The sequence below is a fragment of the Streptomyces sp. NBC_01092 genome (assembly GCF_045039535.1).
Taxonomy (GTDB): Bacteria; Actinomycetota; Actinomycetes; order Streptomycetales; family Streptomycetaceae; genus Streptomyces.
In genome coordinates this window covers 9,898,148-9,913,311 of record NZ_CP108659.1, presented here as the reverse complement: position 1 = coordinate 9,913,311, position 15,164 = coordinate 9,898,148, and the positions used below count along the sequence as shown (strand labels likewise).

The window sequence follows — 15,164 nt, the reverse complement described above, 5'->3', positions numbered from 1 at the left end:
GGTCATGCCGCACCGCCTCCGATGGTCCAAAACACTCAACGAGACTGTTGTGGAAGGTAGGTCGGGGCGGTCTCGGTTTTCCTTAGACCTGCCCCGCCCCGGATGCGCCGCCGTTCAGTGCCCCTCGGACTCCAGGGTCCGCAGCCACTCGTCCATGAGCCGGGCGGTCTCGTGGGACTGCTCGGCGATGAGGGTCTGGTGGGTGGCGTCGATCATGCGGGTGGTGTGGGCGGGCACGGGCGGGGCCTCGTCGCCGCGGTCGACCGCGGGCATGGAGGCCGTGCAGCGGATCAGCAGGCTCGGCACGCCGGTCTTGTAGCGTTCCGCGCCGCCCGTCGTCATCCGCAGGAACCACTGGGCCATCGCGGACAGCCGGGCGCTGTCGACCTTGACCGCCGGCTTGTCCATGTCGGCGAGGTAGTTCTCGTGGAAGAGGTCCCAGTCGACGCCCTCCCCCGCCCTGTATTCGAGGCTGAGCGTGTCGAGCATGATGACGCCCTCGGGCCGGATGCCCCAGGTCTCCTCCAGTACGCCCGCCGCGCGGTAGGCGAAGGTGCCGCCCATGGAGTAGCCGACGAGGACGAACGGCTCGCCCTCGCTGGCCAGCAGGGCACTCTCGGCGATGAGCCGTACGGCTGCCTCGCTGTCCGCGGGCAGTGCCTCGCCCTCGGCGAAGCCGAGCAGGGGCAGGGCGCTGACATGCCGGCTGCCGCGGAAGGGGGCCGCCATGCGGGCGTACTGGTGCACACCGCCGGTGGCGCCGGGCGCGCTGACGCAGATCAGCCGGGGCAGCGCGGCTCCTTCGGCCAGGGCGACGGGCTGCGGCAGCTCCGGCACCTCGGCGGTCAGTCCGACCTGGGGCCGGGTCGCCGCGACGGCCATCAGCAGCCGCATGGCCTCCAGGGTCTTGCCGTTCCTGACGGTGTCGAAGAACAGGTTGACCACCGAGTCGGGGGCGCTCTCGCGGGTGTTCGCGGTGAGCGTGCCGGGGCCGGTCGCCGCGCGGTTGCCGAGGGCGGCCAACTGGCCCTGGAGCCACTGGGCGAGCCGGGCGGGGGTGCGGTGGTCGAAGACGGCGGACGTCGGCACGCGCAGGCCGAGGGCCTCGCCGAGCTGGTTGCGCAGTTCCAGGGCGATGAGCGAGTCGAAGCCCAGGGTGAGGAATTCGCGGTTCGGGTCCAGGGGCCCTTCCTCGCGCCGGCCGAGCAGCACCGCGGAGGTCTCCACGATCAGGTCGGTCAGCGCCTTGTGCTGTTCGGCGGTGTCGAGCCGGGCGAGCCGGTCGCGGAGCGTGGCGAAGGACCGGGTCGCGGTGGCGGCGGTGCGCCGGGCTCCGCCCAGCAGGCCGCGCAGCAGGGGCGGTACGTCGCCGCCGGCGCGGGTCCGGTCGATCCGCAGCGGCACGAGGTGGGCGTCGTCGCGGGTGAGCGCGGCGTCGAACAGGGCGAGTCCGAGGTCGAGGCCGAGCGGTGGGGTGCCGGAGCGTTCCATGCGCTGTAGGTCGGTCTCGGTGAGCTGCGCGGTCATGCCGGTGCGGCGGGCCCAGAATCCCCAGGACAGGGAGGTGGCGGGCAGGCCGTGTGCGCGGCGGTGGACGGCGAGGGCGTCGAGGTAGGCGTTGGCGGCGCAGTAGCCGGCCTGGGCCTGGCTGCCGAGGACGCCGGAGACCGAGGAGTACAGGACGAACGCGGCGAGGTCCCTGTCGCGGGTGGCGCGGTGCAGGTGCCAGGCGCCGTCGGCCTTGGGGCGCAGGACGGCGGAGACCCGCTCGGGGGTGAGGGAGGGCAGGACGCCGTCGTCGAGGGCGCCCGCGGTGTGCACGACGGCGGTCAGCGGGTGCTCCGCGGGCACGGCGGCGAGCAGCGCGTCGACGGCGTCGGCGTCGGCGACGTCGCAGGCCGCGACGGTGACCGAGGCGCCGGCGGCGGTGAGTTCGGCGCGCAGGGCGTCGGCGTCGGGCGCTGCCTCGCCGGCGCGGGACGCCAGCAGCAGGTGGCGGATGCCGTGCCGGGTCACCAGGTGCCGGGCGAGTTCGCCGCCGAGGCCGCCGGTGCCGCCGGTGATGAGGACGGTGCCGTCCGGGTTCCAGTCGGCGATACCGCGGGTGCCGGCGGCGGGCTTGTCCGCGGCGGCCCGGGCGAGCCTGGGCACGCGTGGCCGGCCGTCGCGGACCGCCCACTGTTCCTCCTCGGCCACGAGCAGGGCGGGCAGGGCCGTGGCGGACGTCTCCGCCTCGTCGAGGTCGACCAGGACGAAGCGGCCCGGGTTCTCCGACTGGGCGGAGCGGACGAGGCCCCAGACGGCGGCCGCGGCCGGGTCGGTCACGTCGCCGCCGTCGGGGGCGACGGCGCCACGGGTGACGAGGAGGAGCCGCGAGCGGTCGAGGCGTTCGTCGTCGAGCCATTCCTGAAGCAGCGTCAGGGTCCGGGCGACGGTGTCGTGCACCGCGTCGGGTGCCGCGCCGCCGGTGACGCTGACGAGGAAGCCGTGCGGGACGGGGCCGTTGTCGCCGTCCTCGCCGATGGCGGCGGCGAAGGTCTCGGCGTAGGCGACGACGCTCTCCCCCGCCAGGGCCAGGGCCTGGCCGAGGCCGTGGGCGTCGTCGCCGACGACGGCCCAGCGGGCGCCCGAGGGTGCGGCCAGGTCGGCCGGCCCGGGTTCCCACGCGAGGTGCAGCAGGGCGTCGTGCGGGTCGTCGGCCGGGCCGGCGGTGGGCCGGTCGGTGCCGGCGCGCAGGGTGAGGGTGCCGACGGTGACGACGGGGTCGCCCTCGACGTCGGTCGCGGCGAGGGCGAGGGTGTCGGGTCCGGTGCGGACGATGCGGGCGCGCAGCACGGTGGCGCCGGAGGCGTGCAGGGTGACGTCCTGCCAGCTGAACGGCAGCGTCCGCTCGTGGTTCTCCTCGCCCGCGTGGACACCGGCGTGCAGTACGGCGTCCAGGAGCGCCGGGTGCAGCCCGAGGCCCGGGGTGGCGCCGGCCGGGTCGGGCAGGACGACCTCGGCGTAGGCGTCGTCGTCGAGCCGCCACACGCCGCGCAGCCCCTGGAAGGCGGGCCCGTAGTCGAGTCCGGCGCGGGCGTAACGCTCGTAGATGTCGCTCACGTCGACCTCGGTGGCGCCGGCGGGCGGCCATTCGGTGGTGTCGAGCGGGGCCGGGGTGGCCGGGTCGCGGGAGAGGGCGCCGGTGGCGTGCAGCTGCCAGGGTGCGTCGCCGCGGGCCGGCCGGGAGTGGAACCGTAGGCCGCGCCGGCCCTCCTCGTCGGCCGCGTCGACCCGGACCTGCACCTGGACGGCTCCGCTTTCGGGCAGGACGAGCGGTGCGGCGATGGTGAGTTCGTCGACCCGGCCGCAGCCGGCGGCGTCACCGGCGCGGACGGCGAGTTCGAGGAATCCGGTGCCGGGGAAGAACACGGCGCCGGACACGCGGTGTTGTCCGAGCCAGGGTTGTGCGGACAGGGACAGGGTGCCGGTGAGGACCAGGTCGCCGGAGTCGGCGACGGTGACGGCGGCGCCGAGCAGCGGGTGCCCGGTCGCGTCGAGCCCGGCGCCCGACACGTCGGTGGTCATAGCCGCGGCGGTGGGCCAGTACCGCTGCCGCTGGAAGGCGTACGTGGGCAGGTCTACGGCCCGTGAACGGCCGGTACCGGTCGCTGCCGTCCAGTTCACGGGGACGCCGCGCACGAAGGCCTCGGCGAGGGAGGTGAGCACCCGGTCCGTGCCGTCCTCGCCGCGCCGCAGGGTGCCGACGGCGACGGCGTCGGTGCCCACCGACTCGGCACAGGACTGGACGGCGCCGGTCAGCACGGGGTGCGGTCCGGACTCGACGAACCGTGTGAAGCCCTGGTCGAGCAGCGTGCGCACCGCGTCCGCGAACCGCACGGTCTGCCGCAGGTTGCGGTACCAGTACTCGGCGTCCATGGCTGCGGTGTCAAGGCGTTCGACGGTGACCGTGGACAGCAGCGGGATCCGCGGGGCGCGGGGGGTGAGGGGCGCGAGGTCGGTGAGCAGGTCGGCGTGCAGGTCCGCGACGTGGGCGGAGTGCGAGGCGTAGTCGACGGCGATGCGCTTGACGCGGATGCCTTCGTCGGTGAGCCGGCCGAAGAACTCGTCGAGGGATGCGGCGTCGCCGCTGACGACGACGGCGTCGGGGGCGTTGACCGCGGCGAGGGACAGCCGCCCGTCCCAGGCGGTGAGGCGGGGTTCGACGTCGGCGGCGGGCAGCGGGACCGCGATCATGCCACCGCGTCCGGCGAGCCGGCGGGCGATGGCCCGGCTGCGCAGGGCCACGACGCGGGCGCCGTCGGACAGGGACAGGGCCCCGGCGACGACGGCCGCGGCGATCTCGCCCTGGGAGTGTCCGAGGACCGCGTCGGGGGTGACGCCGTGCGCTTCCCAGAGCGCGGCGAGCGCGACCATGACCGCCCAGGTGGCGGGCTGTACGACGTCCACGCGCTCCAGTGCGGGGGCGCCGTCGGCGCCGCGCAGGACGTCGGTGAGCGACCAGTCGGTGAACTCGGCGAGGGCGGCGGCGCATTCGGCGATGCGCGCGGCGAACACCGGGGACTCCTCCAGCAGCCGGGCGCCCATGCCGGCCCACTGGGCGCCCTGCCCGGGGAAGACGAGGACGGTACGGCCCTCGCCGTCGGCGGCGCCGCGCACCACGGGGGCGGTCACCGTGTCGCCCGCGGCGAGCGCGCCCAGCCCGGCGAGGAGGGCGTCACGTCCGGTGCCGACGACGACCGCGCGGTGCTCGAAGACGGCCCGGGTGGCGGCGAGGGCGTGGGCCATGTCCGTGAGGTCCACGGCGGGGTGGTGGGCGATGCCGTCGGCGAGCGCGGCGGCCTGGCCGCGCAGTGCGGCGGGGGTACGGGCGGACAGCACCCACGGCAGCTGCCGGTCGGCGGGTGCGGCGGCGCCGGTGTCGTCCGTGGTCGATGGGGCGGGGTCGGCGGCCTGTTCGAGGACGACGTGCGCGTTGGTGCCGCTGATGCCGAAGGAGGACACGCCGGCCCGGCGGGGCCGACCCGTGACCGGCCAGGGCAGGGCGCGGTCGAGCAGCGCCACCGGGCCCGTCGACCAGTCGACGTGCGACGACGGCGTCTCGACGTGCAGGGTGGGCGCCAGGGCGCTGTGGCGCAGGGCCATGACGGTCTTGATGACGCCGGCGACTCCGGCGGCGGCCTGGGTGTGGCCGATGTTGGACTTCACCGAGCCGAGGAGCAGCGGGTGCGGGCGCTCGTGCCCGCCGAACACCGCCATCAGGGCCTCGGCCTCGATCGGGTCGCCGAGCGTCGTGCCGGTGCCGTGCGCCTCGACGGCGTCGATGTCGGCGGGCGTGAGTCCGGCGGCGCCCAGGGCCTGGCGGATGACGCGCTGCTGGGAGGGGCCGTTGGGGGCGCTGAGTCCGTTGGAGGCGCCGTCCTGGTTGACGGCGGAGCCGCGGACCACGGCGAGGACACGGTGCCCGTGCCGTTCGGCGTCGGAGAGCCGCTCCACGACGAGGACACCGACGCCCTCGGACCAGCCGGTGCCGTCGGCCGCGTCGGAGAACGCCTTGCAGCGGCCGTCCCCGGCGAGGCCGCCCATGGCGGTGAAGCCGGAGAAGCTGGAGGAACTGGTCATCACGGTGACGCCGCCGGCCAGGGCGAGTTCGCACTCGCCGCCGCGCAGCGCCTGCCCGGCCAGGTGCAGGGAGACCAGGGAGGAGGAGCAGGCGGTGTCGATGGTGGCCGCGGGCCCCTCCAGGCCGAACACGTAGGCGATACGGCCGGACATGACGCTGGCCGCGAGGCCGGTGCCGAGGTGGGTCTCCATGTTCTCGGCGGACCGGGCGACGAGTTCGGCGTAGTCCTGGCCGTTGGTGCCGACGAAGACGCCGGTGCGGCTGCCGCCCAGCGTGTGCGGGTCGATGCCGGCCCGTTCGAAGGCCTCCCAGGTCGTCTCCAGCAGGACGCGCTGCTGCGGGTCCATCGCGAGGGCCTCGCGGGGGCTGATGCCGAAGAACTCGGGGTCGAAGTCGGCGACGTCGCGCAGGAATCCGCCCTCGGTGGTGGCGCTGTGCCCGCGGCCCGCCCCGGCGAGGACGTCGAGGTCCCAGCCTCGGTCGGTGGGGAAGGCGCCGATGGCGTCCCGGCCGCCCGAGACCAGCTCCCACAGGTCTTCGGGGGACCGGACGTCGCCGGGGAAGCGGCAGGCCATGCCGACGATGGCGAGGGGTTCGTCGGTGGCGGTGCGCCCGGCCGGCGGCGGCGTGGGCGCGGGGCCCGGCTCGCCGAGCAGCGTGTCGAGGAGGTGCTCGGCGAGGGTGCGGGGCCGTGGGTGGTCGAAGAGCAGGCCGGCGGGAAGCGGCAGGCCGGTGACGCGGGCCAGCCGGGTGCGCAGTTCCATCGAGGTCAGCGAGTCGAAGCCGAGGTCCTGGAAGGGCTTGTCGGGTCGGATCGCGGCGGGGTCGGGGTGGGCGAGTACGGCGGCGGCCTGGGTGCGCACCAGGTCGAGCAGGAGCGGCAGCCGCTCGCCGGGGACGGTCGCGTGCACCCGGTCCCGCAGCGCGCGGCGGGCCTCTTCTCCGGCGGAGCGGGAGGTGCGGGCCGTGCGCAGCGCCTCCCGGACGGCGGGGAGCGCGGCCAGGGCGGGCGACGGGCGGAGGCTGAACAGCGCCTGGAGGAACGGCGGATGCTGCAGGTCGGCGATCACGGTGACGGGGTGCGGTTCGGCGACGAGTTCGGCGAGCGCGGTGAGCGCGGCGGCGGGGTCGAGGAGCGCGGCCCCGGAGGCCCGTTCCGTGTCCTGGACTCCGGCGGCCATGCCACCGCCGCCCCAGGCGCCCCAGGCGACGGAGGTGGCGGGCAGGCCCTCGGCCCGGCGCCGCTGGGCGAGTGCGTCCAACACGGTGTTGGCGGCAGCGTAGTTGCCCTGTCCCGGGTTGCCGACCGCGCCGGCCACGGAGGAGAACAGCACGAACGCCGACAGGTCGTGCTCGCGCGTCAACTCGTCGAGCAGCAGCGCGGGTTGAACCTTCGCGTGGAACACGTCCGTGAACCTGTCAGGCGTGAGCCCGTCCAGCACGGCGTCGTCGAGGACACCGGCGGCATGCACCACGGCGGTCAGCGGCACGTCCGCCGGGATCGCCTCCAGGGCCGCCGTGAGCTCCGCGCGGTTGGCCGTGTCACACGCGGCGACGGTTACCCGCGCGCCCAGCCCGGCCAGCTCGGCCTCCAACTCCTCGGCCCCGGGCGCCTGTCGGCCACGCCGGCTGAGCAGCAGCAGATGCCCGGCGCCGTGCTGCGCCGCCCAGCGGGCCACATGAGCGCCCAGCGCACCCGTACCACCCGTGATCAGCACCGTGCCGGACGGCTCCCACACCGGGGCCCCTTCCACACCCGGCACCGGCACGAATCGGCGACCGAGGACACCGGCGCCCCGCACGGCGACCTCGTCCTCGTCAACGGGAGCGGCGAGGAAGGCGGTGAGCCGGCGCAGTGCGGCGTCGTCCAGGTCCCCGGGCAGGTCGATCAGGCCGCCCCACCGGTCCGGGTACTCCAGAGCGGCGACCCGGCCCAGCCCCCATAGGGCCGCCTGCGCCGGATCGGCGGGGGCCTCACCGGGGCCGGTGGCGACGGCGCCGCTGGTCACGGACCACACCGGTGCCGTGAGACCGGCGTCGTCGAGGGCTTGGAGGAGCAGGGCCGTCGCGGGCACGCCGGCAGCGACGCCGCCGGGGAGCACGGTGGTGTCGGCGGCCAGCAGGGAGACGACGCGGGTGACGTGCGGTTCGGCGGCGTCGCCCGGCACGAACTGCCTTAGCCGCTCCGCGAGTTCGGCCCGGTCGGACGTGTCCACGACCAGCAGCGCGCTGTCCGTGCCGAGCGCGTCGGACACGGCGCCGGCCCAAGGCGCGGCGGCCGACTCGGCGGGTAGGACCACGAGCCGGACGCCGTCGCGGCGGCCGGATGTCGTGGCGGTCAGCGGCTGCCAGGTCTCGCGGTGACGCCAGGAGTCGACGGTCGTCCGGACCCGGCTGCGGCTTCGCCAGGAGGACAGCGCGGGGACGATCCGGTCGAGCGCGTCCGGGGCCACGTCGAGGCGCCCGGCGAGGGCGTGGATGTCCGCGCGCTCCACGGCGGCCCAGAACTCGGCGTCCGCACCGGAGCCCTGCGGTGCCGCTTCGGCGGCCTCGGGCCAGTAGCGGGCCCGCTGGAAGGCGTAGGTGGGCAGGTCGACGCGGCGGGCACCGGTGCCGGCGAAGAAGGCGGGCCAGTCGACGGGGACGCCGCCGGCGTGGAGCCGGGCGAGCGCGGTCACGGCGGCCGTCTCCTCGTCCTGGTCCCGGCGCAGCAGCGGGACGGCATGCTCGACCAGGGGCGTGAGGACGGCGTCCGGTCCGATCTCCAGATAGTGCCGCACACCCGCGTCGGCCAGGGCACTCAGACCGTCGGCGAACCGCACGGTCTCCCGGACATGCCGCACCCAGTGCTCGACGGAACGCCCGTCACCGCCGGACAGGTTGGACACCAGACGCAGGGTGGGCTCGCCGAACGTCAGACCGGCCAGTGCGGCACGGAAGTCGTCCAGCATCGGGTCCATCAGCGGCGAGTGGAACGCATGGCTGACGGAGAGACGCGTGTGCCGCCGCTCCCCCAGCGCCGCCAGCACTCGCTCGACGCCGTCCTCGGCGCCGGAAAGCACCACGGCACGCGGCCCGTTGACCGCAGCCAACGCCACGTCATCGCCGAGATACGGCAGCACCTCGTCCTCGGCCGCTTCGACGGCGGCCATCGCGCCGCCCTCCGGCAATGCCTCCATCAACCGCGCCCGCGCCGACACCAGCACACACGCATCCCGCAGCGACAACACCCCAGCCACATGCGCGGCCGTAATCTCACCGACCGAATGACCGGCGACGTACTTGGGCGCGACCCCCAGCGACTCGACGAGGCGATACAGAGCGACCTCGACCGTGAACAACGCCGGTTGCGCCACACCCGTACGCTCGAGCGCGGCCGGGTCGTCGCCCCACATCACCTCCCGCACTCCGGGATCGAGTTCGTCGAGTACGGCGTCCAGGGCTTCGGCGAACACCTGGAAGCGGCCGTACAACTCCCGTCCCATGCCCAGCCGTTGGGCACCCTGGCCGGAGAACAGGACGGCGAGCGGGCCGGGCTCGGCGACCGTTCTCGCGGCCTCGGTGAGTCCGTCGGGGGTGGCGAGCAGGACGGCCCGGTGGGGGAAGGCGGAGCGGCCGACGGCCAGGGAGTGGCCGACGTCCACGGGCGCCCGGTCCTCGGCGTGGGCGCGGAGCCGGTCGAGCTGGGCGTCCAGCGCGGCCTCGCCGGTGGCGGTGACGGGCCACGGCACCACGCGCGGGGTGACGGTGACCGTCTCCGGCTCCTCGGCCTCGACCTGCGGGGCCTGTTCCAGGAGGAGGTGGGCGTTGGTGCCGCTGATGCCGAAGGACGACACGCCCATGCGGCGCGGGCGGCCGGTGTCGGGCCAGTCGGTGGTGGCGGTGGCGAGTTCGACGGCCCCCACGGACCAGTCGACGTGGGACGAGGGCACGTCGGCGTGCAGGGTGCGCGGGACGACGCCGTTTCGCAGCGCCATGACGGCCTTGATGAGTCCGGCGGCTCCGGCGGCGGCCTGGGTGTGCCCGATGTTGGACTTCACCGAGCCCAGCAGCAGCGGCCGTTCACGATCCTGACCGTAGGTCGCCAGCAGCGCCTGCGCCTCGATCGGGTCACCGAGTCGAGTGCCGGTGCCATGCGCCTCCACCGCGTCCACCTCGGCGGGCTTCAGCCCCGCCGACGCCAACGCCTGCCGGATCACCCGCTGCTGCGACGGACCATTCGGCGCCGTCAACCCGTTCGACGCACCGTCCTGGTTGACCGCCGAGCCGCGCACGGTGGCGAGGACCGGATGCCCGTGGCGCACCGCGTCCGACAGCCGTTCCAGTACGACCATGCCGACGCCCTCGGACCAGCCGGTGCCGTCGGCGTCGTCACCGAAGGCCTTGCAGCGGCCGTCGTCGGCGAGGCCGCCGTGGTGGCGGAAGCCCGCGAAGGCGGCGGAGGTGGTCATCACGGTGACGCCACCGGCCAGGGCGAGGGAGCACTCGCCGCTGCGCAGCGCCTGCGCCGCCAGATGCAGCGACACCAGCGACGACGAACACGCCGTGTCCACGGTGACCGCCGGGCCCTCCAGGCCGAAGACGTAGGCGAGCCGGCCGGAGATGACGCTGGCCGCCAGCATGACGCCTCGGCCCTCCATGTCCTTGGCGCGGGCGATGAGGTGGTGGTAGTCGACGCCGTTGCTGCCGACGAACACACCGGTGCGGCTGCCGCGCAGACCCTGCGGATCGATACCGGCCCGTTCGAAGGCCTCCCAGCCTGTCTCCAGCAGCAGCCGCTGCTGCGGATCCATGGCGACCGCCTCGCGCGGGCTGATGCCGAAGAACTCGGGGTCGAAGTCGGCGGCGTCGTGCAGGAAGCCGCCCTGTCCCTGGATCTCCCAGCCGCGGTCGGTGGGGAAGGCGGTGATGGCGTCGCCGCCGGCCGCGACCAGCTCCCACAGCTGCTCCGGGGTGTGCACCCCGCCGGGGAAACGGCAGGCCATGCCGACCACGACGACCGGGTCCTCGGCGGTGTCGGCAGGCTCGGCGGCGAGCAGCGGGCCGTCCGACTCGTCCTGGCTGCCGAGGAGTTCGGCGGCGAGGTGCTCGGCGAGGGTGCGGGGCCGGGTGAAGTCGAAGAGCAGGCTGGCGGGCAGGGCGAGGCCGGTGGCGCGAGCGAGCTGGTTGCGCAGCTCCATCGACGTCAGCGAGTCGAAGCCGATGTCGTGGAAGGCGCGTTCGGCGTCCACGGCCTCCGGTGCGGCGTGGCCGAGGACGCCGGCGGCGTGTGTGCGGACGAGTTCGAGCAGGAGCGGGACGCGCTCGTCCTCGGGGGCGGCGTACACCTTGCGGCGCAGCACGGAGGCGGCGGAGCGTGTGTCGTCGCGAAGCCTGCGGGCCGCGCCGCGGGCCTCCTCGGCGGTGGGCAGGGCGCTGAGGGCGGCGCAGGGGCGGATGCTGAACAGCATCCGCAGGGTGTCCTGCTGCTGGAGGTCGGCGACGACGGTCACGGGGGCGGTGTCGACGGCGAGTTCGGCGAGCACGCCGAGGGCGAGCCCGGGTTCGAGGGCGGTGGTGCCGGTTTCGCGCAGCGCCTCGGAGAGCGCGGCGGCCATGCCTCCGCCGTCCCAGGCGCCCCAGGCGACGGAGGTGGCGGGCAGGCCCTCGGCCCGGCGCCGCTGGGCGAGTGCGTCCAACACGGTGTTGGCGGCAGCGTAGTTGCCCTGTCCCGGGTTGCCGACCGCGCCGGCCACGGAGGAGAACAGCACGAACGCCGACAGGTCGTGCTCCCGAGTGAGCTCGTCCAGCAGCAGCGCGGGGCTGACCTTGGCGCGGAACACGGCGCCGAAGCGCTGCGGGGTGAGGCCGTTGAGCACGGCGTCGTCGAGGACACCGGCGGCATGTACTACGGCGGTGAGGGGGGCGTCGGCCGGGATCGCGTCCAGCGCGGCCGTGAGTTCGGCGCGGATCGCCGTGTCACACGCGGCGATGGTGACCCGCGCGCCGAGCGCGGTCAGCTCGGCCTCCAGTTCGTCGGCGCCGGGCGTCTGCCGGCCTCGGCGGCTGAGCAACAGCAGATGCTGCGCACCGTGCTGCGCGGCCCACCGGGCCACATGACCGCCCAGCGCACCGGTACCGCCGGTGATCAGCACCGTGCCGGACGGCTCCCACACCGGCGCCCCCTCCGCACCCGGCGCCGGCACGAGACGACGTCCGAAGACACCGGCGCCGCGTACGGCGACCTCGTCCTCCTCGCCTGCGCCGGACAGGTGGGCGGTGAGCCGGCGCAGTGCGGCGGCGTCCGGCTCTCCCGGCAGGTCGATCAACCCGCCCCAGCGGTCCGGATACTCCAGCGCGGCGACCCGGCCCAGACCCCACAGGGCGGCCTGGAGGGGCTGGACGGTGTCGTCGGGCGAGACGGAGACCGCGCCACGGGTCGCTGCCCAGATCCGGGTGCGGATCCCGGCGTCGTCCATGGCCTGGAGCAGGACGGCGGTGTCGACGAGGCCGACCGGGACGCTGGTCCAGCGGGTGGCGTCGGTGCCGGCGAGCAGGGAGAGGACCCCGGTGAAGCGGGTGCCGTCGGCGGTGAGCCGGGACAGTTCCTCGGCGAGTTCACCGCGCGCGGGCCGCTTGCCGAGCCGGACGGACACGGTGTCCGGACCGAGGGCACCGGTCACGGCGTCGAGCCAGGCGCTGTCGGTGTCGGGCCCTTCGGCGGGCAGCACGACCAGCCAGGTGCCGGACGATGCGGCTAGGGATGCCGCGGGCAGCGGTTGCCAGGTCTCGCGGAAGCGCAGCGCGTCGGCCTGCGACCGGGCGCGCCGTCGGCTGCGCCAGGCCGACAGCGCGGGGACGACGCCGCCGAGCGCCTCGGTACCGATGTCCAGGCGTGCGGCGAGCGCCGCCAGGTCCTCGCGTTCGACGGCGGCCCAGAAGTCGCCGTCCACGCCGTCACCGGACGCGGCCACGGCATCGGCATCGGCGGGCTCGGGCCAGTAACGCTCGTGCTGGAAGGGGTAGGTGGGCAGGTCGACCGTGCGGGCACCGGTGCCGGCGAGGAGGGCGGGCCAGTCCACCGGGACGCCGGAGGCATAAAGCCGGGCGAGCGCGGTCACAGCGGCCGTCTCCTCGTCCCGGTCCCGGCGCAGCAGCGGGACGGCATGCTCGACCAGGGGCGTGAGGACGGCGTCCGGTCCGATCTCCAGATAGTGCCGCACACCGGCGTCGGCCAGGGCACTCAGACCGTCGGCGAACCGCACGGTCTCCCGGACATGCCGCACCCAGTGCTCGACGGAACGCCCGTCACCGCCGGACAGTTGAGAGACGAAACGCAAGCCGGGCTCACCGAAGGCAACCCCGGCGAGTGCCGTGCGGAACTCGTCGAGCATCGGGTCCATCAGCGGCGAGTGGAACGCCTGGCTGACGGAGAGACGCGTGCGCCGCCGCTCCCCCAGCGCCGCCAGCACCCGCTCGACACCGTCCTCGGCGCCGGAAAGCACCACGGCACGCGGCCCGTTGACCGCAGCCAACGCCACGTCATCGCCGAGATACGGCAGCACCTCGTCCTCAGCCGCCTCCACCGCGACCATCGCACCGCCCTCCGGCAATGCCTCCATCAACCGCGCCCGCGCCGACACCAGCACACACGCATCCCGCAGCGACAACACCCCAGCCACATGCGCGGCGGCGATCTCACCCACCGAATGACCGGCAACGTACTCGGGCGCGACGCCGAGCGACTCGACGAGGCGATACAGAGCGACCTCGACCGCGAACAACGCCGGTTGCGCCACACCCGTACGCTCCAGCGCGGCCTGGTCGTCGCCCCACATCACCTCCCGTACGCCGGGCGGCAGTTCGGCGAGTACCTCGTCGAGGGCCTGCGTGAACGCCGGGAAGCGGCCGTACAACTCTCGCCCCATGCCCAGCCGTTGGGCACCCTGGCCGGAGAACAGCACCGCCAGTGGCCCGGTCCGGGCCTCGCCCCGGGCCACTTCGACCGGCTGCTCCCCCGTGGCGAGCAGCACCGCGCGGTGGTCGAAGGTCGAGCGGGCGGCGGCCAGGGTGTGGCCGATGTCCACCGCCGGGTGGCCCGCCGCCTGCGCACGGATCCGGTCGAGCTGTTCGTCCAGCGCGGCCTCGGTGCAGGCGGAGACCGGCCAGCCGACGACACCGGGGGTGACCGTGGGCGGTTCCGGTGCGTCGGCGGCGGCCGGGGTGTGCTGCTCGACGATGACGTGGGCGTTGGTGCCGCTGATGCCGAAGGACGACACACCGACGCGGCGCGGGTGCCCGGTGTCGGGCCAGTCGGTGGTGGAGGTGAGGAGTTCTACGGCGCCCTCGCTCCAGTCGACATGGCCGGAGGGGTGGGTGACGTGCAGGGTGGGCGGCAGGACTCCGTGCCGTAGGGCCATGACGGCTTTGATGAGTCCGGCGGCTCCGGCAGCGGCCTGGGTGTGACCGATGTTGGACTTCACCGAGCCCAGCAGCAGCGGCCGTTCACGGTCCTGACCGTAGGTCGCCAGCAGCGCCTGCGCCTCGATCGGGTCACCGAGTCGAGTGCCGGTGCCATGCGCCTCCACCGCGTCCACCTCGGCGGGCTTCAGCCCCGCCGACGCCAACGCCTGCCGGATCACCCGCTGCTGCGACGGCCCGTTCGGCGCCGTCAACCCGTTCGACGCACCGTCCTGGTTGACCGCCGAGCCCTTCACGACGGCCAGGATGCGGCGGCCGTTGCGTAGCGCGTCGGAGAGTTTCTCCAGTACGACGACACCGATGCCCTCCGACCAGGTGGTGCCGTCGGCGTCGTCGGAGAACGCCTTGCAGCGGCCGTCGGACGCGAGGCCGCCCTGGACGTCGAAGCCGGCGAAGGCGGCCGGGGTCGTCATCACGGTGACGCCACCGGCCAGGGTCAGGGAGCACTCGCCGCTGCGCAGCGCCTGCGCCGCCAGATGCAGCGACACCAGCGACGACGAACACGCCGTGTCCACGGTGACCGCCGGGCCGACCAGACCGAGGACGTAGGCGACGCGGCCGGATATGACGCTGGCGGCGAGGCCCGTTCCGGCGTGCCCGGACAGGTCCTCCTTCGCGGTGTGCACGAGGCGGACGTAGTCCTGGCCGTTGGTGCCGACGAAGACGCCGGTCCGGCTGCCGCGCAGGCTCTGCGGGTCGATGCCGGTCCGCTCGAACGCCTCCCACGTCGTCTCAAGGAGCAGCCGCTGCTGCGGGTCCATCGCGAGGGCCTCGCGCGGGCTGATGCCGAAGAAGCCCGCGTCGAAGCCGCCGGCGTCGTCCAGGAAGCCGCCGCGGCCCTGGAGGTCCCAGCCGCGGTCCGCGGGGAACGCGGTGATGGCGTCGGTGCCGTTGGCGACCAGCTCCCACAGCTGCTCCGGGCTGTGCACCCCGCCGGGAAAACGGCAGGCCATGCCGACCACGGCGACCGGCTCGTGGCGCCCCGACTCGGCCTCGTCGAGACGCCGCCGGGTCTCGTGCAGGTCAGCGGTGACGTACCTGAGGTACTCGACGAGTTTTGCTTCGTCCGGCATGGTCAATG

At 74.6% G+C, this 15,164-nt stretch carries 1 protein-coding gene; it reads right to left on the bottom strand.

Annotated elements, in window-relative coordinates:
• Window positions 1-114: 114 nt before the first annotated feature.
• Complete coding sequence (locus OG254_RS44480; RefSeq protein ID WP_405593433.1) at window positions 115-15,156, bottom strand: type I polyketide synthase; 15,042 nt, start codon at window positions 15,154-15,156, stop codon at window positions 115-117.
• Window positions 15,157-15,164: the final 8 nt, after the last annotated feature.

Excerpts from the sequence above, each read along its gene's own strand:
- OG254_RS44480 (WP_405593433.1), bottom strand. The coding sequence starts at position 15,156 with ATGCCGGACGAAGCAAAACTCGTCGAGTACCTCAGGTACGTCACCGCT.